Source organism: Peribacillus sp. R9-11, assembly GCF_031345095.1.
Lineage (GTDB): Bacteria > Bacillota > Bacilli > Bacillales > DSM-1321 > Peribacillus > Peribacillus butanolivorans.
In genome coordinates, this window is the sequence record NZ_CP133763.1 from 408,373 (window position 1) to 430,095 (window position 21,723).

The 21,723-nt window shown below is 41.1% G+C and carries 18 protein-coding genes; 16 read left to right on the plus strand and 2 right to left on the minus strand.

The window, feature by feature from the left end:
- The first annotated feature begins 22 nt into the window (after positions 1-22).
- Genes purC through purD form a run of 9 tightly spaced genes read left to right on the plus strand, consistent with a single transcriptional unit; the run spans position 23 to position 9,766 of the window.
- Positions 23-742 carry a phosphoribosylaminoimidazolesuccinocarboxamide synthase gene (gene purC, locus RE409_RS02000; RefSeq protein WP_309558418.1) on the plus strand — a complete coding sequence of 240 codons (720 nt, stop codon included), beginning with the start codon at positions 23-25 and terminating at the stop codon, positions 740-742.
- Entirely contained in the window at positions 735-989 is a 255-nt protein-coding gene (gene purS / locus RE409_RS02005) for a phosphoribosylformylglycinamidine synthase subunit PurS (protein WP_053344204.1), read from the plus strand. The genes purC and purS overlap by 8 nt, the downstream gene beginning before the upstream one ends.
- Positions 986-1,672, plus strand: a complete 687-nt coding sequence (gene purQ / locus RE409_RS02010; RefSeq protein WP_053344205.1) for a phosphoribosylformylglycinamidine synthase subunit PurQ — start codon at positions 986-988, stop codon at positions 1,670-1,672. Before purS ends, purQ begins: the two co-directional genes overlap by 4 nt.
- Complete coding sequence (gene purL / locus RE409_RS02015) at positions 1,656-3,878, plus strand: phosphoribosylformylglycinamidine synthase subunit PurL (protein WP_309558419.1); 2,223 nt, start codon at positions 1,656-1,658, stop codon at positions 3,876-3,878. The genes purQ and purL overlap by 17 nt, the downstream gene beginning before the upstream one ends.
- Positions 3,863-5,278: an amidophosphoribosyltransferase gene (gene purF, locus RE409_RS02020; RefSeq protein ID WP_053344207.1), complete on the plus strand. Its 1,416-nt coding sequence runs from the start codon at positions 3,863-3,865 to the stop codon at positions 5,276-5,278. Before purL ends, purF begins: the two co-directional genes overlap by 16 nt.
- 42 nt (positions 5,279-5,320) lie before the next feature.
- A complete protein-coding gene (gene purM, locus RE409_RS02025; protein ID WP_201183241.1) occupies positions 5,321-6,349 on the plus strand; it encodes a phosphoribosylformylglycinamidine cyclo-ligase in 1,029 nt (342 codons plus the stop codon).
- Entirely contained in the window at positions 6,346-6,915 is a 570-nt protein-coding gene (gene purN / locus RE409_RS02030; protein WP_053344209.1) for a phosphoribosylglycinamide formyltransferase, read from the plus strand. Before purM ends, purN begins: the two co-directional genes overlap by 4 nt.
- Positions 6,916-6,942: 27 nt before the next feature.
- Complete coding sequence (purH, locus tag RE409_RS02035) at positions 6,943-8,475, plus strand: bifunctional phosphoribosylaminoimidazolecarboxamide formyltransferase/IMP cyclohydrolase (RefSeq protein WP_201183240.1); 1,533 nt, start codon at positions 6,943-6,945, stop codon at positions 8,473-8,475.
- Positions 8,476-8,494: 19 nt separating this feature from the next.
- Positions 8,495-9,766: a phosphoribosylamine--glycine ligase gene (gene purD / locus RE409_RS02040; RefSeq protein ID WP_309558422.1), complete on the plus strand. Its 1,272-nt coding sequence runs from the start codon at positions 8,495-8,497 to the stop codon at positions 9,764-9,766.
- Between the two features lie 144 nt (positions 9,767-9,910).
- Here the strand turns inward: purD and RE409_RS02045 are convergent, their stop codons facing one another.
- The gene (locus RE409_RS02045; RefSeq protein WP_309558423.1) at positions 9,911-11,269 is read right to left on the minus strand and encodes an IS1182 family transposase; all 1,359 of its coding nucleotides are present in this window, start codon (positions 11,267-11,269) and stop codon (positions 9,911-9,913) included.
- 325 nt (positions 11,270-11,594) lie between these two features.
- A complete protein-coding gene (locus RE409_RS02050; protein WP_309558424.1) occupies positions 11,595-11,861 on the minus strand; it encodes a YgaP-like transmembrane domain in 267 nt (88 codons plus the stop codon).
- Positions 11,862-12,007: 146 nt separating this feature from the next.
- Here RE409_RS02050 and RE409_RS02055 point away from each other — a divergent pair, with 146 nt between their 5' ends.
- The 7 genes from RE409_RS02055 (at position 12,008) to RE409_RS02085 (ending at position 21,713) form a co-directional block, all read left to right on the plus strand.
- A complete protein-coding gene (locus tag RE409_RS02055) occupies positions 12,008-13,753 on the plus strand; it encodes an adenine deaminase C-terminal domain-containing protein (RefSeq protein ID WP_056522784.1) in 1,746 nt (581 codons plus the stop codon).
- 43 nt (positions 13,754-13,796) lie between these two features.
- A complete protein-coding gene (locus RE409_RS02060) occupies positions 13,797-14,834 on the plus strand; it encodes a DUF3048 domain-containing protein (protein ID WP_309558425.1) in 1,038 nt (345 codons plus the stop codon).
- A gap of 27 nt (positions 14,835-14,861) precedes the next feature.
- Positions 14,862-15,176 carry a YerC/YecD family TrpR-related protein gene (locus RE409_RS02065; protein WP_053344215.1) on the plus strand — a complete coding sequence of 105 codons (315 nt, stop codon included), beginning with the start codon at positions 14,862-14,864 and terminating at the stop codon, positions 15,174-15,176.
- Positions 15,177-15,410: 234 nt separating this feature from the next.
- Positions 15,411-16,094 (plus strand): heptaprenylglyceryl phosphate synthase, encoded by a 684-nt coding sequence (locus tag RE409_RS02070; protein ID WP_309558426.1) that lies wholly within the window; start codon positions 15,411-15,413, stop codon positions 16,092-16,094.
- A 78-nt stretch (positions 16,095-16,172) separates the two neighbouring features.
- A complete protein-coding gene (gene pcrA, locus RE409_RS02075; protein ID WP_056522781.1) occupies positions 16,173-18,422 on the plus strand; it encodes a DNA helicase PcrA in 2,250 nt (749 codons plus the stop codon).
- A 103-nt stretch (positions 18,423-18,525) separates the two neighbouring features.
- The gene (ligA, locus tag RE409_RS02080) at positions 18,526-20,532 is read left to right on the plus strand and encodes an NAD-dependent DNA ligase LigA (RefSeq protein WP_201222345.1); all 2,007 of its coding nucleotides are present in this window, start codon (positions 18,526-18,528) and stop codon (positions 20,530-20,532) included.
- Positions 20,533-20,543: 11 nt separating this feature from the next.
- Positions 20,544-21,713 carry a CamS family sex pheromone protein gene (locus tag RE409_RS02085; protein ID WP_201183236.1) on the plus strand — a complete coding sequence of 390 codons (1,170 nt, stop codon included), beginning with the start codon at positions 20,544-20,546 and terminating at the stop codon, positions 21,711-21,713.
- The last annotated feature ends 10 nt before the right edge of the window (positions 21,714-21,723 follow it).

Here is a 21,723-nt window from a genome sequence, read left to right on the forward strand (position 1 = left end):
CACAATGTGGAGGTCTGGACAGATGGAAAAACGAGAATTGCTGTATGAAGGTAAAGCGAAACAGATTTATGCAACGGACAACAGTGAAATAGTATGGGTGGAATACAAGGATTCGGCAACAGCGTTTAACGGTGAAAAGAAGACAGAGATTGCTGGAAAAGGTAAGTTAAATAATCAAATTACTAGCTTACTATTTTCAAAGCTCGCCCAAGAAAATATTCCATCTCATTTTATTGAAAAGCTTTCCGACCGGGAGCAGCTAGTTAAAAAGGTCTCTATTATTCCTCTGGAAGTGGTCGTTCGAAATACAGCTGCTGGCAGTTTTTCTAAAAGAACGGGCATTGAAGAAGGACAACCACTGAAGAAAACGCTCGTTGAGTTTTATTATAAAGATGATGAACTCGGTGATCCTCTGTTAACAGAAGACCATATTGAAGAATTAGAACTTGCAAGCAAGGAAGACGTAGCCATTTTAAAAGAAAAAGCTAAAGAAATTAATAAGGTTTTAACAACCTTGTTTAAAGAAATGGACATTAAATTGATTGACTTTAAATTGGAGTTCGGTAAAACATCGGATGGAGCCATTCTACTGGCTGATGAGATTTCACCCGATACGTGCCGGTTATGGGATGTAGCAACGAACGAAAAATTAGACAAAGACGTATTCCGTCGTGATTTAGGTAGTTTAACAGACGCTTATGGAAAAATTCTAGCAAAGTTGGAGGGTATTCAACATGTATAAGGTTAAGGTATATATCACATTACGCGAAAGTGTATTAGATCCACAGGGAGCAGCAGTTCAGCAATCACTTCACAGTTTAACTTATAACGAAGTAAGTGATGTACGCGTGGGGAAATACATTGAACTCACAATTGAAGATACGGACCGTGATTTGGATCAGCTGGTGAAGGAAATGTGTGAAAAACTATTAGCCAATACGGTAATTGAATCTTACCGTTATGATGTTGAGGAGGTTGTCACCCAATGAAATTTGCTGTCATAGTTTTCCCTGGTTCCAATTGTGATGTCGACATGTACCATGCGATAAAAGATGCACTCGGGGAAGAAGTGGAGTATGTTTGGCATTCCACAGACAATCTAGATGAATATGACGGGATTCTCCTTCCAGGCGGTTTCTCTTACGGAGACTATCTACGCACAGGTGCAATTGCCCGTTTCTCCAATGTAATGGCGGAAGTTGTAAAAGCAGCTCAAGCAGGAAAGCCTGTTCTTGGCGTCTGCAATGGTTTTCAGATTTTACTTGAAGCAGGCCTTTTACCTGGAGCGATGCGCCGTAATGATGGCTTGAAATTCATTTGCCGCAATGTAGGATTGAAGGTTGAAAATAATCAATCCATGTTTACAACAGGCTATTCATTACATGAAACGATTACGATACCAGTGGCTCATGGTGAAGGAAATTACTACTGTGATAATGAAACATTGGCTGAATTAAAACAAAATAACCGCATCTTGTTCACTTATGATGGTGAAAATCCAAACGGAAGCTTGGAGCAAATAGCGGGAATTACAAATGAACAAGGAAATGTCCTCGGAATGATGCCTCATCCCGAACGTGCTGTTGATTCGCTGCTTGGCAGTAAAGACGGCTTAAAGATTTTTCAATCCATCGTAAAAAACTGGAGGGAATCACATGTTATTACAGCTTGAACCAAGTCCGGAAAAAATTAAATTGGATCGTTTATATGCAAGTATGGGACTATCCGATGAAGAATTTGCAATGGTGGAGAAAATCTTAGGCAGACTGCCGAATTATACGGAAACTGGATTGTTTTCGGTTATGTGGTCAGAGCATTGTTCCTACAAAAATTCAAAACCCATCTTAAGGAAATTCCCGATTACAGGGGAGAAAGTGCTTCAAGGTCCTGGTGAAGGAGCAGGTATTGTCGATATCGGTGACAATCAGGCAGTTGTTTTTAAAATAGAAAGTCATAATCACCCATCGGCAATTGAACCTTATCAAGGTGCTGCTACTGGTGTCGGCGGTATTATCCGTGATGTTTTCTCCATGGGTGCCCGTCCCATTGCGATGTTGAACTCGCTTCGCTTCGGTGAGCTTGAGAATGATCGTGTGAAATATTTATTTAAAGAAGTGGTTGCTGGGATTGCAGGATACGGAAATTGTATCGGAATTCCAACTGTAGGCGGAGAAATTCAATTTGATCCATCTTATGAAGGAAATCCTCTAGTTAATGCAATGTGTGTCGGTTTGATCGATCATAAGGACATTAAAAAAGGCCAAGCGCATGGAGTAGGCAACACAGTGATGTATGTGGGTGCTAAAACAGGACGTGATGGTATTCATGGAGCAACATTTGCTTCTGAAGAGTTGTCGGAGTCTTCAGAAGAAAAACGGCCTGCCGTACAAGTAGGTGATCCATTCATGGAGAAACTTCTTTTAGAAGCATGCCTTGAATTAATTCAAAATGATGCTCTTGTTGGTATTCAGGATATGGGAGCAGCAGGTCTTACAAGCTCATCTGCTGAGATGGCGAGTAAAGCTGGATCAGGAATAAAAATGAACCTTGACTTGGTACCGCAACGTGAAACTGGAATGACAGCATATGAAATGATGCTTTCTGAATCACAAGAGCGGATGCTGATCGTTGTTACAAAAGGACGCGAACAGGAAATCGTTGACTTGTTTACGAAATATGACCTAGAAGCGGTTGCTGTTGGTGAAGTAACGGATGATAAAAACCTAACACTTTCTCATCAGGGTGAAATCGTTGCTGAGGTTCCAGTTGATGCATTGGCTGAAGAAGCACCAATTTATCACAAGCCATCTGCAGAACCGCAATATTTCCGTGACTTCCAAAGTATGACGGCAGAAGTACCAGACATTGAAGATTACAGAGAGACCCTTTTGGCATTATTGCAGCAACCGACAATTTCGAGTAAAGAATGGGTATACGACCAATATGATTACATGGTGCGTACGAATACAGTCGTTTCACCTGGATCAGATGCAGCAGTTGTACGTGTTCGAGGCACAAATAAGGCCCTTGCGATGACGACAGATTGTAACTCCCGCTATATTTACTTGGATCCTGAAACAGGCGGTAAAATCGCAGTTGCTGAAGCGGCTCGTAACATTATTTGTTCGGGTGCAGAACCTCTAGCAATTACAGATTGCTTGAATTTTGGAAATCCAGAAAAACCTGAAATCTTTTGGCAATTGGAAAAAGCGGCAGACGGGATGAGTGAAGCTTGTCGAAGTTTAAGTACGCCTGTAATTGGAGGAAATGTCTCTCTTTACAATGAAACGAATGGGGAAGCGATCTATCCAACACCAGTAGTTGGGATGGTTGGCCTAGTGAACGATCTTCAACATATCACAACGCAAACGTTCAAAAATGAATCAGATATGATTTATGTGGTCGGCGAAGCGAAAGTGGAATTTGGGGGCAGTGAGTTACAAAAAATGCTTGAAGGAAAAATATTTGGGCGTGCTCCAGAACTTGATTTAACTGTTGAACAAAAGCGTCAGCAGCAAATTCTTTCAGCGATTCAATCAGGACTTGTTTCATCAGCTCATGACCTCGCGGAAGGTGGTTTGGCTGTTGCTTTATCTGAATCTCTATTCGGAGCAAGTAACCTTGGAGCAAAAGTGAATTTATCTGGAGAACTCGTATCCGAACTGTTTAGTGAAACGCAATCACGCTTTTTACTATCTATAAGTCCTGAAAATCAAAAGGCTTTTGAAGCACTTGTTGAAGATGCCGTTTGTATTGGTTCAGTAACAGCAGATAATAAATTAGTAGTGACGGCAGGCGGCGATAACAAGATATTGGTAGCAGACGTTGTAGATTTACAAACAGCTTGGAAGGGAGCTATACCATGCTTGCTGAAATAAGAAGCCTAAATGAAGAGTGTGGCGTAGTTGGAGTCTGGGGACATCCCGATGCAGCACAGCTTGCTTATTACGGGTTGCATAGCTTGCAACATCGTGGTCAAGAGGGAGCAGGCATCGTTGTTACGGATGGTGAGCAGATGTCTATCTCGAAGGGTGAAGGTCTTGTCACTGAGATATTCACAGCTGAAAAAATGCAGGAACTTTCCGGTTCAGGAAAAGCCGCGATCGGACATGTCCGTTATACAACGGCAGGCGGCGGCGGGTATCAAAATGTTCAGCCTTTCTTGTTTAATTCACATACAGGGGGGCTGGCTCTCGCTCATAATGGGAATATCGTCAATGCTCGTCAGTTAAAAGCACAGCTAGAAGGACAGGGCTCAATCTTTCAAACGACATCGGATACGGAAGTTCTAGCACATTTGATTAAACGTTCTGGTTATTCCGATGTGAGAGATTCAGTGAAAAGCAGTTTAAGTATGTTGAAGGGTGCTTATGCATTCGTCGTCATGACAGAAAACCAAATGATCTTGGCAAGAGATCCGCATGGTTTCCGCCCACTTTCCCTAGGGAAAATAGGCGATGCGTATTTCGCTGCATCTGAAACATGCGCCCTTGATATAGTAGGAGCGGAATTCGTCCGTGATATTGAACCGGGTGAACTTGTGGTCATTAATGATGAGGGCATCACATCCGAATACTTTTCACTTTCAAGTCAACATGCAATGTGCACGATGGAATATGTGTATTTTTCCCGTCCAGATAGCAACATTGATGGAATTAATGTTCATACCGCTCGGAAAAATCTTGGTAAGCAAATGGCACTTGAAGCTAAGATTGAAGCAGATGTCGTCACAGGAGTTCCTGATTCAAGCATTTCTGCGGCAATTGGCTATGCTGAAGCTGCAGGTATTCCTTATGAAATGGGCTTAATTAAAAACCGTTATGTTGGCCGGACTTTTATTCAGCCGTCACAAAGTCTACGCGAACAAGGTGTGAAGATGAAACTTTCACCGGTAAGAGGGGTCGTAGAGGGTAAACGGGTCATTATGGTTGATGATTCAATCGTACGTGGAACAACGAGCAGAAGGATTGTTCGCATGCTAAAAGATGCAGGAGCAAAAGAAGTTCACGTTGTAATCAGCTCACCACCAATTAAAAACCCATGTTTCTATGGTATTGATACATCGAAAAAGGAAGAATTAATCGCGAGCTCTAAATCGGTGGAGGAAATACGTGAAATCATTGGTGCTGATTCATTAACTTTTTTAAGTGTCGAAGGTATGGTCGAAGCAATTGGTCGTCCGTTTCCTGGAGAAACGCGCGGTTCATGTCTAGCTTGCTTCACCGGAAATTATCCGACAGAAATTTATGATTACGAACGAGAAAAAGCAAAATGTTAATAATGTCGGAAATAAAGAGTGATTTTCGGAGGAGGATTTCAAATGGCTAATGCATATAAGCAGGCTGGTGTTGATATTGAAGCTGGTTATGAAGCAGTAAATCGAATGAAAAAACATGTAAAGCGCACATTTCGTCCGGAGGTAATGAATGGACTGGGCGGTTTCGGAGGAATGTTTGATTTGTCTTCCCTGAACCTTAAAGAGCCTGTGCTAATTTCAGGAACGGATGGAGTCGGGACAAAACTTCTACTCGCGTTCATGATGGATAAACATGATACCATTGGGGTAGATTGTGTAGCTATGTGTGTTAACGATGTTGTCGTTCAAGGCGCTGCGCCTTTGTACTTTTTAGATTATATTGCCTGCGGTAAAGCGGATCCTGAACGAATTGAAATGATAGTCAAAGGTATTGCAGACGGCTGCGAGCAGGCAGGCTGCGCTTTAATCGGTGGTGAAACGGCGGAAATGCCAGGTATGTACGAAACGGAAGAGTATGATGTGGCTGGATTTACTGTTGGAGCTGTTGAAAAATCACGCTTAATTACGGGTGAGACAATTTCGGCGGGTGATGTTGTTATTGGGCTTGCTTCAAGTGGTATTCACAGTAACGGATATTCTCTAGTTCGTAAAATCCTCCTTGAAGATTCAGGAATGGATCTACATGAATTCGTACCGGAGTTTGACTGCAAGTTAGGCGATGAATTATTGAAACCGACAAAAATCTATGTCCAGTCTATTTTGTCCACACTTGAAAAGTTTGAAGTTAAGGGACTTGCCCATATTACGGGTGGAGGATTCATCGAGAATATTCCACGTATTCTTCCTGAAGGTTGCGGTGTTGAAATCGGGCTTGGAAGCTGGACAATTCCACCTGTATTCTCGTTCCTTGAAGAAAAAGGGAACCTTGTTCAAGAGGAAATGTTCAATATTTTCAATATGGGGATTGGCATGACTGCTGTAGTGAAAAAAGAGGATGCGGCCGCTGTGGTTGCTCATCTACAGTCATGCGGTGAACAGGCTTCAGTTATTGGAACAATTGTGGATGGAAATGGAGTGTCGTTTAAACAATGAAGCGACTCGCAGTCTTTGCATCAGGTAACGGAAGTAATTTCCAATCAATTGCTGACGCAATAAAAGATGGAGTTCTGAACGCGGAAATCTGCCTTGTTGTTTGCGATCGTGAAGATGCTTATGTGCTTGAAAGAGCTAGGCTTGAGAATATTAGAACCTTCTCTTTTTCAGCGAAAAAGTACTCAAGTAAGGTCGAGTTTGAAACGGAAATTTTAGAGATACTTCGTCAACTTGAGGTTGAATTTATTATTCTAGCTGGTTATATGCGTTTAATTGGGCCGACATTATTACAGGCGTATTCACACAGAATTGTTAACATTCATCCTTCACTTTTGCCTAATTTTCCAGGCAAGGATGCAATTGGGCAGGCTTTTGACGCAAGAGTGGAAGAAACCGGGGTCACGATTCATTATGTCGATGATGGTATGGACACGGGCCCAATCATTGCCCAAAAGACAGTACCGATTCTTGCAGGAGATACGAAAGACATTCTCCAAATAAGGATTCAGGAAACGGAACATGGCATGTATCCATCAGTTTTACAACAGCTATTCCAAAAGAAATAACATACATTATGGAGGGACCAACATACCATGAAGAAACGTGCTTTAATTAGTGTATCGGATAAAACAGGTATTGTAGAATTTGCTAAGGGATTAATAGAAGCAGGGTTTGAAATTATTTCAACCGGCGGTACGAAAAAAACGTTGCAGGATAATGGTGTAGACGTGATTGGAATCAGTGACGTCACTGGTTTCCCGGAAATTTTAGATGGACGCGTTAAAACGCTTCATCCGAATGTCCATGGAGCAGTTTTAGCAAAACATGGTGATGCAGATCACGCGGCACAGCTTGCAGAACATAATATTGAGCCTATTCAACTTGTCTGTGTAAACCTATACCCATTCCAAGCTACAATTTCTAAACCGGATGTTACTGTAGAAGATGCAATTGAAAACATTGATATCGGTGGACCGACAATGCTTCGTTCTTCTGCAAAAAACCACGAGTATGTGACGGTTATCGTTGATTCCAATGATTATCCAACCGTATTGGCTGAACTGAAAGACGGAGGAGTTTCAAAAACAACGAATCGCCGTCTGGCTGCAAAAGTCTTCCGCCATACAGCAGCATATGATGCTGTTATTTCTGAATACATGACAGAGCTTGCTGAAGAAGAGAATCCAGAATCATTGACTGTTACTTATGAATTGAAACAGTCGCTTCGTTATGGGGAAAATCCGCATCAAAAGGCAGCTTTTTATAAAAAACCGCTTGGTTCTGTTTTCTCAATTGCTGAAGCGAAGCAATTACACGGAAAAGAGCTTTCTTTCAACAACATTAATGATGCAGATGCTGCACTTCAAATTGTTAAAGAATTCAATGAGCCCGCAGCAGTAGCTGTCAAACATATGAATCCTTGCGGCGTCGGTGTCGGAACGACCATATTAGAAGCGTACGAAAAAGCATATGAGGCGGATTCTACTTCCATCTTTGGTGGAATCATTGCCCTGAACCGTGAAGTAGATAAAGCAACTGCAGAAAAGCTTCATGAAATTTTCCTTGAAATCATCATTGCTCCTGGGTTTACGGAAGAGGCAGTGGAAGTATTAACTAGCAAGAAAAACCTTCGCTTATTAACGATTGATTTCAACTCAGCTAAAAAACCTGAGCGTAAATTGACTTCAATTGAAGGCGGATTACTTATACAAGATCGTGATGCACATAGTTTGAAGGATGCAGAAGTAAAAGTAGCAACAAAACGCGAACCTACCCTTGAAGAGTGGAAAGCCCTAGAACTTGGCTGGAAAATCGTGAAGCATGTGAAATCAAATGCAATAGTGGTATGTAACGATCAAATGACATTAGGTGTTGGCGCTGGTCAAATGAACCGTGTCGGAGCTGCAAAAATTGCGCTAGAACAAGCCGGTGAAAGAGCAACAGGCAGTGCTTTGGCATCGGATGCTTTCTTCCCAATGGATGATACTGTTGAAGCGGCAGCGAAAGCAGGAGTTACGGCAATCATTCAACCGGGTGGCTCTGTAAAAGACCAAGATTCAATCAAGAAAGCTGATGAATATGGAATTGCAATGGTATTCACAGGGATTCGTCACTTTAAACATTAATCAAAGATGAGGTGCGATAATGAATGTACTAGTGATTGGCCGGGGTGGCAGGGAGCATGCTATTGCCCGCAAACTGTTTGAAAGTAAACGGGTGGAGAAAGTTTTTGCAGCACCAGGAAATCCGGGCATGACCGATGTAGCAAATCTGGTGCCCATTGAAGAAACAAATCATGAGGATTTGGTTGCTTTTGCAAAAGAAAATGCAGTTTCATTGACGGTAATTGGCCCAGAAACGCCATTATTGAATGGACTAGCTGACGACTTTGCTAAAGCGGGCCTACAGGTGTTCGGCCCAAATAGCAGGGCTGCGGTCATTGAAGGAAGTAAATCTTTCGCTAAGGATTTAATGAAGAACTACAGCATTCCGACAGCAGAATATGAAACGTTTACTGATTTTGATTCTGCAAAGGCTTATATTGAAAAAATAGGAGCGCCCATCGTTATTAAGGCAGATGGCTTGGCTGCAGGCAAAGGTGTCGTAGTCGCAATGACGATGGAAGAAGCGTTAGACGCCATCCACGATATGCTTGTCGGGTCTAAGTTTGGAGAAGCTTCTGCCAAAGTTGTTATTGAGGAATTTCTCGATGGTGAGGAATTTTCGTTGATGGCATTCGTGAATGGTGAAAAAGTGTATCCGATGGTTATCGCCCAAGACCATAAGCGCGTTTTCGACGGAGATCAAGGTCCGAACACAGGCGGAATGGGAGCCTATTCACCTGTGCCGCAAATTTCCGATGAAATGGTTCAGACAGCTGTCGAAACAATCTTGCAGCCGACAGTAAATGCGATGATTTCAGAAGATCGTCGTTTCACCGGTATTTTATATGCCGGATTAATTGCTACGGAAAAAGGTACAAAAGTCATTGAGTTCAATGCTCGTTTTGGAGATCCGGAAACGCAAGTTGTTTTACCGAGGCTAAAAACGGATTTCGTTGATACGCTTGAAGCGGTCCTTTTAGGTAAGGATTTACAACTTGAATGGCATGAAGATGCAGTACTTGGTGTAGTAGTGGCAGCAGAGGGGTATCCTGGAGATTACAAAAAGAATTCAATCATTAAAGGGTTGGACAAGATTAATCCAGATGCTCATATTTATCATGCTGGAACTGCTAAAAATAGCGAGGGATCTTTTGTTTCAAACGGTGGCCGTGTGCTTCTGGTTGCTGCAAAAGGAAAAGATTTAGCCTCTGCTCAAGCTAAAGTATATAAAGAATTGAGTCATGTTGAAAAAGACGGATTGTTTTGGCGTACAGATATCGGTTATCGTGCCATTCAATACAATTTATCATGATAATTTGAAAGAAGCTGACTCTAAGAGAGTCAGCTCAGTTTGTAGACAAAAGGGGTTCGGAATGTTTTAATTCCGGACCCCTTTTGAAATTCCCTTTGAATTTTGCTCAAGATTAAGAGATTGGGCCTCTACGAGCCCACTTTATTAAGCCATGCTTGGACCTTTCCATGTCCAATTGGCTATCTTCTTTAAATTCATGGCAGCGAAAGTAAGCATCGCCTGCATCGACAATTTTTTAAGTCCCCTTAAAGTAGTCCAACGCATACCATGCTTTTCTTTTGCATCTGCGAATACACGCTCTATTGTTTCTTTACGTTTCGCATATATAGGTTTTACATCCTTGTGATGACGCAGATGATCTGCTTCTTCCATATAATTTTGCCAGATATGGCGTGTCACCACTTTTTGATGGTCTTTGCTTACTGTACACTGTGATAAAAATGAGCATGTCGCACAAGTGTGTTTGGGTGATTTGTACTCGCGATAGCCCTCTTTATTTGTTGTTGAGTACTTTAAAATCTCGCCCGATGGGCAGAGATAACAATCAAAATGTTCATCGTAAACATAGTCATGCTTGCGAAAGAACCCTTCTTTTGTTCGTGGACGTGTATAGGGTAAAGCTGGTGTGATTTCTTTCCCAAAAAGGTAGCTTGTAATGGCTGGTGTTTTGTAAGCTGCATCTGCGGCAACAGCTTCAGGTTTTCCAACTTTCTCAATCACTTGTTCAACAAGAGGCTCTAAGATATGACTATCATGCGTATTTCCCGGTGTTACAATCGTCCCCAGCACAAAACCGTTGCGGTCCGCAGCCGCATGAAATGAATAGGCAAACTGTTTTGTTCGTTCATCTTTTACATAGTAGCCACTCTCAGGGTCAGTTGTACTTTCTTTAATTTCTTTGGTTTCTTCTTTATCAAATTTATCCGGTGGAAAAGGCTTCTTTCCATTGTTTTCACGATCTTGATTTATTTCTTCTTGAAGGCGTCCTTGATATGCTCGTGTTTCCTTACGAACGATTTTCTTTTCGAATTTTCGCTTATTCGCACTGGCTTTCACATGTGTTGAATCAACGAATACGTGCTCTGCACTTATTAACTTTCTTTCTGAAGCTGTCATTAAGATACGATAAAAAATCCGTTCAAACAGGTCTGTATCTTTAAAGCGACGCTCATAATTTTTCCCGAACGTTGAGAAGTGAGGTACTTTATCATGGAAACCGTAACCTAAAAACCAACGGTAAGCCATATTCGTTTCAACTTCTTCAATCGTTTTACGCATCGAACGAATACCGAAGGTATATTGAATGAATGTCAATTTAACTAAAATAACTGGATCAATACTTGGGCGCCCTATCTCTGAATACATATCTTTCACCAAGTCATAAATGAAAGTGAAGTCAATGGCTCCCTCAATTTTACGAACCAAATGGTTCGCTGGCACCAGTTGATCCAAAGTAATCATTTCAAGTTGATCTCGCTGAATAGAATTATGTTTCGAAAGCATCGTCATCACCTCAAGTTTTAATACTTCTATATTAAAACAAAAAGGACTGTAGGCAAAAGTGGTTATATCTAATTGTTAAAACAAAGTTGATTGGAACGGAAGGTGCGAGACTCCTGCGGGAAATGCGTGTCCAAGGGAGACCCCACAGGCGCAAAGGCGCCGAGGAGGCTCCCTGACCGCCCGCGGAAAGCGAGTGCCTGGAGTGGAAATCAACGTCGAATTTTTACAACCCCTCAAAAAAACTGTAGACAAACTCGATTTTCATCGAGTTTGTCTACAGTCTGAGCTGACTCTAAGAGAGTCAGCTTCTTCTTTAGAAAAAGATTTAATAAGAATCAGGTGAATTAAAATCATTTTCCGTTTTTTGTTCTTTTTTCATTAATGTTTGTCCATTCTCCATAGCGTCCACGATTGGACAATAGCGTAGAATGCCTTCACCAATTTTCATAGCTGCTATCATGACGACAAATAAGTAAGATTGGTTTTTCCAAGGTTTTTTAACCATTTTTGCTGTTGCCCATGATAGAAAGGTAAAACCACAGGTAATCCGCATAAGTGCATTTATTATACTAATATTTTGTTTAAACTTCATAATAAGTCCATCCCTTCACAAAAAATTAACAATTTTTCAGTTAACATTACTGTGCTATTCTGGTAAGTATGTTAGTATGAAATAAAATTGGGTTTAAAATGGTTTTTTTATTGCATTTGTTTCAAAAAAATTATGGGGGAATGTTTATGCTTGAACAGCGCTATAGATGGAAAAATAAACATCTACGTGAACATATAGATGTGCTGGATGGCAATAGGGCACCACACATTCTGCTTAAAAATACGACTTATTTAAATCAGGCTTTACGAAAATGGGTGAAAGCGAATATCTGGATCTATGATGATCGCATAATCTATGTTGGCGAAAAGCTTCCTGAAAATATAGACCGCTGCGAAATGGTTGACTGTACAAATCAGTACCTGGTCCCGGGATATATTGAGCCGCATTCACATCCTTCTCAATTATATAATCCCCTTTCTTTTTCACGTTATGCATCTCATTTTGGGACAACGACATTAATCAATGATAACTTGCCATTTCTATTGCAGTTAGAAAAAAAGAAAGCGTTTTCTCTTTTGAAAGAACTTCGTAATATTCCTGTTACAATGTATTGGTGGAGTCGTTTTGATGGACAAACGGAATTAGTAGACGAGGATATGGTATTTTCACATGGTGCAGTTAAATCTTGGCTGGAGCACGATGCCGTACTACAGGGCGGCGAACTAACGGGATGGCCGAAGCTCCTCGACGGGGATGACATGATGTTGCACTGGATTCAGGAAGCAAAGCGGATGAGGAAGAAAATTGAAGGACACTTTCCGGGTGCGTCGGAGAAAACGTTGGCGAAGATGACGTTGTTTGGTGCTGATTGTGATCATGAGGCAATGACAGGCGATGAGGTCATGTCTCGTCTGCTACAGGGTTATTATGTTTCACTAAGGCATTCTTCTATCCGACCGGATCTTCCTAAGTTGATACAAGAAATACATGATATGGGCATCGATCATTATGACAAATTCTTTTATACAACAGATGGATCACCTCCGTCTTTTTATGAAGGTGGTTTTATAGACAGCTTAATCAAAATAGCAATAGAGCAAGGTGTTCCGGTCATTGATGCTTATAATATGGCAACTATTAATATCGCCCGCTATTATAATATTGAATATCTTCATGGTAATATTGCTACTGGAAGGGTTGCCAACATTAATTTTCTGACAGATATAAAGGAACCGGCACCAGTTTCTGTAATGGCAAAAGGGAAATGGGTGAAACGGGATGGTGAAGTAATTCCCGATTCTCAGGAAATCAACTGGAGCGATTTTGATTTTAAACCGCTTGAACTTGATTGGGATCTTAGTTTAAAGGAAGATTTTGAATTTTCTATGCCGTTTGGAATTGAACTGGTCAATAACGTAATCACGAAGCCATATTATCTTTCCAATGACGTTGGCCATGAAGAACTGACCTTTAAAGATGATGAATGCTTTTTCATGCTCATTGACCGTGAAGGTAAATGGCGCATTAATACGATATTAAAAGGCTTTGCCAATAAATTGTGTGGTTTTGCAGGTTCTTATACAAATACGGGTGACATAATCTTAATTGGTAAACGAAAACAGGATATGCATTTAGCATTTAACCGGTTGAAGGAAATTGGCGGTGGTATCGTTTTGACTGAACAAGGCCAGGTGATACATGAACTGCCTTTAAAATTAAAAGGAGTCATGTCCAATAAGGAGGTTCCTGAACTAATTAAAGAAGAGAATGAGTTGAAAAAGCTGCTACGTGAAAGGGGTTATCGCTTTGCTGATCCGGTGTATACCCTTTCATTCTTTTCAACAACTCATCTTCCCTATATAAGGGTAACCCAGCGAGGAGTATATGATGTAATGAATAAAACTATACTCTTTCCTACTATAATGCGTTAAAATATAAGAGAAGAAATGGTTAAAAAATCAGGGGAGTGGAAAGATGAAATTTAAGAGAGTTCTTTTCATCATTATTGCTATTTTTCTGCTAGCAGGCTGTTCGACTAAAGAAGAACCTGTACCAGATGACAGTAAGCCGAAAGATGCAGCTGTCATTAAAAATACAGATGTTAAAAACGAGCCTTCCAACATGTTTCCACTTACTGGTGTAGCCACGAATGAAGATACCGAGCAAAGGGCTGTAGCGGTGATGATTAATAATCATCCAAAAGCGCGTCCACAATCTGGTCTCTCAGATGCGGACATAGTCTATGAATTGCTGGCGGAAGGCGACATAACCAGATTTTTAGCTGTTTTCCAAAGTGAAATGCCGAACCAAATCGGACCGGTTCGGAGTGCAAGGGACTATTATATCGAAATGGCCAAAGGTTTGGACTGCATCTATGTGTGTCATGGGAATAGCCCAGAGGCAAAAACCATGCTAGACAAAGGATATATTGATAACTTGAACGGCCTATATTATGATGGTACTTTGTTTCAGCGCTCAACAGATCGAAACGCACCGCATAATTCCTACACTTCTTTTGATAATATTGAAAAGGGTGCGAAGGAAAAAGGATATGAGCTGACAGGTGCACCAGAGCCATTTACTTTCCTGACAGAGGAAGAGGCGGTTGGTCTGCAAGGAGAATCGGCTTTGAAAATTGAGATATCCTACGGATCGGCAGAGTTCAATGTAAAGTATGAATATGAAGGAACAGAAGAGAAATATAAACGTTATTCTAATGGTGAGCAAACAGTTGAGCATAAATCAAGCAAACCGATTTTACTGGATAATATATTCATCATTGAGACCACTCATCAAGTGGTTGATGATAAAGGACGCCTTAAAATTGATTTAAAAAGTGGCGGAAAAGGTTATTTACTTCAAAAGGGGAAGGTCAATGATGTAGAATGGGTTAATAAAGATGGTCGAATTATACCAGTGAAAAACGATAAAGAAGTAGGGTTGATACCGGGGAAAACTTGGGTCAATATTATTCCGAATCAACCTGGTTTAGTAGAAGACGTCTCATTTTGATACCCATGAAAATTGAGGGGGAGAAACATGCAAATTGATAAGTTAAGAGGGAAAGAAACGGATCAGCTGTTTAAGTCGATACTTTCCTTGCGCGATTTAGACGAATGCTATCGATTTTTTGATGACTTATGTACAGTCAATGAAATTTCATCATTAGCACAGCGCCTTGAAGTAGCCCGTATGCTTGAAGAAGGTAAAACCTATCATAAAATCGAAAACGAAACAGGGGCTAGCACGGCCACGATTTCTAGGGTTAAACGCTGCTTAAACTACGGAAATGATGCCTACACCATGGCTCTTAACCGTATAAAGGAAAACGTTGAAGAAACAACGGAATCTTAATGAATTCGATTTTTTTATATTGTATGAAATAGAAAAAGCCGAGGAATTCGTTTCCCGGCTTTTTATTTTGAGCAAGCGTTTTCTATAGCAGCTACCGTCCAGTCGAAACCGTGTTATATTGGATTTTAGATTCAGAGGTTTCCAGTTGGTAAACATTTTATCGATACTTCTCTTTTTTAATGAAAAATCTTAATGCTATAATGGTGAAATGGGAAGTGTGAATGGAGGATTATAATGTACGATTTTCGCGAGTGGAAACATGTTTTCAAACTCGATCCAAATAAAGAAATAAGCGATGAGGCGTTAGAAAAAGTCTGTGAATCTGGTACAGATGCAATTATGGTTGGAGGCACCGATGGAATTACGCTTGAGAATGTACTTCATTTGATGGCGCGAGTTAGGCGATATACAGTCCCATGTGTGATGGAGATTTCATCGGTTGAAACAGTGACGCCGGGATTCGATTTATATTTTATTCCGAGTGTCCTAAATAGCACCAATCCAGATTGGATGATGAAACTGCATCAGCAAGCAGTCAAAGAATTCGGATACCTTTTGAATTGGGATGAAATTTTCGTAGAAGGATATTGCATCTTAAATCCTGAGTGTAAGGCGGCTCAATTGACGAAAGCCAATACGGATCTAGATATGGATGATGTGGGTGCATATGCAATGATGGCAGAAAAGATGTTCAAACTGCCGGTTTTTTATCTTGAATACAGCGGTGCTTATGGCGATGTCCAGATGGTGGAAGCGGCTAGAGAGAGTTTGGAGAATACTGTACTATTCTACGGCGGTGGGATTAAATCAGTAGAGCAGGCCAAAGAGATGGCGGAGTTTGCGGACGTAATCGTTGTTGGTAATGTGATCTATGAAGATTTGAAAACGGCGCTTGCAACAGTTGAGGCAGTTAAATGATAATTTGGCCAAAATGTAAATAGGGAAAAAATGTAGTATACTAAAACAGAAACGAATGTTCGTATAGGTGGTGTGATAATGCAATATTTAGCGGAAAAATTACTAATAGGTTTGAATGAACAGCAACAAAAAGCAGTAAAAGCAACAGATGGTCCACTTCTAATTATGGCTGGGGCAGGAAGTGGAAAGACGCGTGTGCTGACTCACCGTATTGCTTACTTGATGGTTGAAAAGGAGATAGCACCTTGGAATATCCTTGCAATCACATTTACTAATAAAGCCGCACGTGAAATGAAAGAAAGAATCCGTAGCATTCTGGGCGGTGCGTCCGAAGATATCTGGATTTCAACGTTCCACTCTATGTGTGTCCGTATTTTGCGAAGAGATATTGATCGGATTGGATTTAATAGGAATTTCTCAATTTTAGATACGACGGATCAGCAATCAGTCATAAAGCAAATTATGAAAGACCGTAATATGGATACAAAGAAATATGATTACCGGGCCATTTTAGGTAGTATCAGTTCAGCAAAAAATGAATTGGTCGGACCAGAAGAATACCTCAAAACTGCGTCAGATTATTTTACTAAAGTAACGGCAGATGTATATACAGAATACCAAAAACGTTTGCGGAAAAATTCAGCCCTCGATTTTGATGATTTGATCATGATGACGATTCAATTGTTCCAACTTATACCGGAAGTGCTAGAATATTATCAGCGGAAGTTTCAATACATTCATGTTGATGAGTATCAAGATACAAACCGGGCTCAATATATGCTTGTTAAACTGCTAGCTTCACGATTCCGTAATCTCTGTGTTGTAGGGGATTCAGATCAGTCGATCTATCGCTGGCGCGGTGCGGATATTGCGAATATCCTTTCATTTGAAAAAGATTATCCTAATGCCAATATGATTTTCCTTGAACAGAATTATCGTTCAACGAAAAAGATTCTTGAAGCGGCGAATAAGGTCATCGATAATAATCGAAACCGGAAGCCGAAAAATCTTTGGACTGAGAATGTAGATGGTAATAAGATTTTCTATTACCGTGCAGACAATGAACAAGGGGAAGCGCAATTTGTAGCAGGAAAGATAAATGAATTAGCTAAGGACGGTAGTAGAAAATATTCCGATATAGCAATCCTTTACAGAACAAATGCACAATCACGGGTAATGGAGGAAGTTCTGCTTAAATCCAATATTAACTATGCAATCGTCGGCGGCACTAAGTTCTATGATCGTAAAGAGATTAAGGATTTACTTGCCTATCTGCGTCTTATTGCAAATCCTGATGATGACATCAGTCTTCGCCGTGTAATAAATGTACCGAAACGAGGTATTGGTGCAACTTCAATGGACAAAGTAGCAGATTATGCAGATCAATATGATCTTTCCATTTATAAAGCACTTGAGTCCGTGGAAATGATTGGGATAAGCGGGAAGGCTACCAAAGCAGCAAGGGAATTCCACACGTTAATTACTAACTATACAAATCAGCAGGAGTACTTATCTGTGACGGAACTGGTGGAAGAAGTCATTAAAAAAACCGGTTACCGTGAGATGCTGCAAGCAGAAAAAACAATTGAATCACAAAGCCGTCTTGAAAATATAGATGAGTTTTTATCTGTAACGAAAGCATTCGAAAGTAACAGCGAGGACAAATCATTGATTGGCTTTTTAACTGACCTGGCGTTGGTTGCTGATATTGACCAATTAGATGAGAACTCCGAAGAAGCAACAAATACGGTAACGTTAATGACACTACATTCGGCGAAGGGATTAGAATATCCGGTAGTCTTTTTACTGGGCCTTGAAGAAGGAGTTTTCCCTCATAGCCGCTCGCTCATGGATGAGGAGGAGATGGAAGAAGAACGCCGTCTTGCTTATGTGGGGATTACAAGGGCTGAAAATGAGTTGTTCATCAGTAATGCCCAAATGCGGACACTGTATGGACGGACGAGCATGAATCCAGTCTCACGGTTCATCGGAGAAATACCCGAGGAACTTCTTGAAGATCTTAAACCGAAACCTGCTCCTAGATCCAAGCAGACTCCATTCAGTTCTCCGGCGAGAACAGGGAACACTGCGACGGCTTCCACAAGAAAAATGCCTACCTTTGGGCGAGCTGTTTCTGCCCCATCTGCAACAGGCGGTGAAGAGATTGGTTGGGCCGTTGGTGACAAGGCTTCCCATAAAAAGTGGGGGATTGGAACCGTGGTGAGTGTAAAAGGAGAAGGCGAAGGAAAGGAACTGGATATTGCATTCCCAAGTCCAATCGGCATTAAACGCCTATTGGCGAAATTTGCACCAATAGAAAAAGCATAAGCTATGAATATGCGTCTACTGGTGAAGAATAGGGATATCTGACTTAGACACCGCTCTTCTAAGATGAAGTGCGGTGGAGTCTTCTTTAGAAAGGATTGAACGTATGGACATACAAGCTGCAGAGAAGATTGTTCTTGAGCTGCAAACTTTATTGAACCAATATAGCTATGAATATTATGTGAAGGACCAGCCATCCGTACCTGATGCTGAATATGATCGGCTTTTACGTGAATTAATTGAGTATGAAGAGAAATTTCCCGAGCTGAAAACAGCCGATTCTCCAACACAGCGGGTCGGTGGGGCCATCCTGGATATGTTCGAAAAAGTGGAGCATACGACACCGATGCTTAGCCTAGGTAATGCTTTCAATGAAAGTGACTTACGCGATTTCGACAGAAAGGTCCGACAGGCTGTAGGTGACAATTTTTCCTATGTATGTGAATTGAAAATAGATGGACTTGCCGTCACACTTCAATATGAAAATGGATATTTCGTAAGAGGAGCAACCCGAGGAGACGGAACAATTGGTGAAGATATTACCGAAAACCTGAAAACAATCAAGTCAATTCCTTTGAAGGTACGGGAGCCTATCGCCATAGAAGTGCGTGGTGAGGCATTCATGCCAAAAAAATCATTCGAATCTCTAAATAAGGCGAAGGAAGAACGCGGGGAAGAACCTTTTGCAAATCCTCGTAATGCAGCTGCTGGCTCTTTGAGACAACTTGACCCAAAACTTGCTGCGAAACGGAACTTGGATGTATACCTTTATGCGATTGCTGATTTAGGTGAAACAGGGGTTCGTTCTCACAGCGAGGGTCTAGATTTATTGGATGAACTAGGGTTTAAAACAAATAAGGAACGAAAAACCTGTACGAATATAGAGGAAGTTCTTGCCTATATTGAAGAATGGACTGAACAACGTCCAAACTTGGCCTACGATATCGATGGAATTGTCGTAAAAGTGGATTCACTTGAACAGCAGGATGAACTAGGCTTTACGGCAAAAAGTCCGCGATGGGCGATTGCCTACAAATTTCCAGCCGAAGAAGTCATCACAACACTAAGAGGTATCGAGCTGAATGTTGGCCGTACGGGAGTGTTGACACCAACGGCTGTTTTGGACCCTGTTCGGGTAGCCGGAACGACTGTGCAACGAGCTTCGCTGCATAACGAAGATTTAATCCGTGAAAAGGACATCCGTATTGGAGATCAAGTGGTCGTGAAAAAAGCAGGCGATATCATTCCAGAGGTCGTCAATGTACTAGCAGAACGTCGTACGGGGGAAGAAGTCGAGTTCCAGATGCCGACTGAGTGCCCAGAATGTGATAGCGAGCTTGTCCGACTGGACGGGGAGGTCGCCCTGCGATGCATCAACCCGAAATGTCCGGCACAAATCCGAGAGGGCTTGATTCACTTTGTATCACGGACAGCAATGAATATCGACAGTTTAGGTGAAAAAGTCATTAGCCAGTTATTTAAGGAAGCGCTCATACAGGATGTAGCTGATATTTATAAGCTTACATACGATCAAGTGATAGCATTGGAACGGATGGGAGATAAATCCGTCAATAAACTCCTTCAGGCAATCGAAGCTTCGAAAAGCAATTCGCTAGAAAAATTACTATTCGGCCTTGGTATCCGCCATGTTGGTTCGAAAGCAGCGAAGACCCTTGCGAGGGAATTCGGCACTATGGAAGCATTAAGCAAGGCGAGCCGTGAAGAACTTACAGCAATTAATGAAATTGGAGAAAAAATGGCTGATTCCATCGTGGCATATTTTGAATTGGAGGAAGTGCATGCACTGTTGAATGAGTTGGAAGCAGCCGGTGTGAACCTTATCTATAAAGGGGCAAGAGCTGTTTCTATAGAAGAAATCGATTCCATTTTCGCTGGAAAAACAGTCGTTTTGACAGGGAAACTGCATCAGCTAACACGTAATGAAGCGAAAGAAAAATTAGAGGCGCTAGGAGCTAACGTTGCTGGAAGTGTCAGCAAGAAAACGGATTTGGTCGTGGCCGGCGAAGATGCTGGTTCCAAACTAGAAAAGGCAGAAAGCCTAGGCGTTCTCGTATGGGATGAAGAGAGACTGATTGAGGAACTAAAAAAATAAGAGGTGTAGCTATGAGGAAACACTCTATTTTGGGGATGATTCTTATACTACTTCTTGCTGGATGTGCACCTAGTTTTGAGGATAAGCAAGAGGTAGTTCAAGACTCCAAAAACGAAAAGGATACAGCAATTATTCCGAAGTATAAAATTTCGGAAGAATATTATCAAACGATTCTTCCGTTTGAGCCATCAAAAGCCCGCGGTTTGGTCGTTTCGAATTTAAATACTCGATATGATATCGAAGAGTTTGAAAATGGACTGATGCGGTTGGCACAAACTCAATTTGACCCGGAAGAATACCTATTTCAAGAGGGGCAAATGCTCGACAGTTCCAAGATATCATCCTGGTTGAACAGAAAATATACAAAAAGCCAGTTGAAAGAAAAGAACAAGAAAGAAAGTGATAACGTAGGTTTAAATCCAGTTGATTCAGGTACAGGTGACATTGATAAGCGGAATGCGGAAAATCCAATTTACCTGGCTCATATTTTAGAACATAACTATTTGGTGAAATCAAAGGATAGCACAGTTAGCCTTGGTGGAGTTGTAATAGGCCTTGCCCTAAATTCAGTCCATTACTATCAAAAAGAAGCATACGGGGCAACCTATGAAAAGAAAATTGATAGTAAAGAACTAAAACAAGAAGGGGAGAAAATTGCTGAGGAAGTCTTAAAAAGATTGCGTAATATGGACAAGCTGAAAAATGTTCCGATTACCATTGCCTTGTTTGAGCAAAATGAAAAATCCTCTGTAGTGCCTGGGAATTTTATTTCCTATACGAATATAGGGAAAAACTCTAACAATATTGGAAAATGGACAAACTTAAACGAAGAATACTTCCTATTCCCTTCGGCAAGTGCAGAAAAAAAATATAGGGATGACGTCAACACATTCACAAATTTTAAAGAGGATGTTGAAGAATATTTCCCTAACTTTAATGGAGTTATTGGCAGGGCATTTTATATGGATGACCAATTACAAAGCTTGAACATCGATATCCCTATCCAATTTTATGGAAACTCAGAAGCGATTGGCTTTACACAATATGTGGCTGGTCTTGTAATGGAACGTTTCCCTAAATATATTGCAGTACAAGTATCGATCACTTCTGTAAATGGACCCGAAGCACTTATTGTTCGCGAGGCAAATCAAGACGAACCAACCGTGCATATATACGAATAAAAAAAAGATG

Bases quoted from the DNA above. Each gene is read 5' to 3' on its own strand.
- purC (WP_309558418.1), top strand. From the start codon at position 23: ATGGAAAAACGAGAATTGCTGTATGAAGGTAAAGCGAAACAGATTTAT.
- purS (WP_053344204.1), top strand. From the start codon at position 735: ATGTATAAGGTTAAGGTATATATCACATTACGCGAAAGTGTATTAGAT.
- purQ (WP_053344205.1), top strand. From the start codon at position 986: ATGAAATTTGCTGTCATAGTTTTCCCTGGTTCCAATTGTGATGTCGAC.
- purL (WP_309558419.1), top strand. From the start codon at position 1,656: ATGTTATTACAGCTTGAACCAAGTCCGGAAAAAATTAAATTGGATCGT.
- purF (WP_053344207.1), top strand. From the start codon at position 3,863: ATGCTTGCTGAAATAAGAAGCCTAAATGAAGAGTGTGGCGTAGTTGGA.
- purM (WP_201183241.1), top strand. From the start codon at position 5,321: ATGGCTAATGCATATAAGCAGGCTGGTGTTGATATTGAAGCTGGTTAT.
- purN (WP_053344209.1), top strand. From the start codon at position 6,346: ATGAAGCGACTCGCAGTCTTTGCATCAGGTAACGGAAGTAATTTCCAA.
- purH (WP_201183240.1), top strand. From the start codon at position 6,943: ATGAAGAAACGTGCTTTAATTAGTGTATCGGATAAAACAGGTATTGTA.
- purD (WP_309558422.1), top strand. From the start codon at position 8,495: ATGAATGTACTAGTGATTGGCCGGGGTGGCAGGGAGCATGCTATTGCC.
- RE409_RS02045 (WP_309558423.1), bottom strand. From the start codon at position 11,269: ATGCTTTCGAAACATAATTCTATTCAGCGAGATCAACTTGAAATGATT.
- RE409_RS02050 (WP_309558424.1), bottom strand. From the start codon at position 11,861: ATGAAGTTTAAACAAAATATTAGTATAATAAATGCACTTATGCGGATT.
- RE409_RS02055 (WP_056522784.1), top strand. From the start codon at position 12,008: ATGCTTGAACAGCGCTATAGATGGAAAAATAAACATCTACGTGAACAT.
- RE409_RS02060 (WP_309558425.1), top strand. From the start codon at position 13,797: ATGAAATTTAAGAGAGTTCTTTTCATCATTATTGCTATTTTTCTGCTA.
- RE409_RS02065 (WP_053344215.1), top strand. From the start codon at position 14,862: ATGCAAATTGATAAGTTAAGAGGGAAAGAAACGGATCAGCTGTTTAAG.
- RE409_RS02070 (WP_309558426.1), top strand. From the start codon at position 15,411: ATGTACGATTTTCGCGAGTGGAAACATGTTTTCAAACTCGATCCAAAT.
- pcrA (WP_056522781.1), top strand. From the start codon at position 16,173: ATGCAATATTTAGCGGAAAAATTACTAATAGGTTTGAATGAACAGCAA.
- ligA (WP_201222345.1), top strand. From the start codon at position 18,526: ATGGACATACAAGCTGCAGAGAAGATTGTTCTTGAGCTGCAAACTTTA.
- RE409_RS02085 (WP_201183236.1), top strand. From the start codon at position 20,544: ATGAGGAAACACTCTATTTTGGGGATGATTCTTATACTACTTCTTGCT.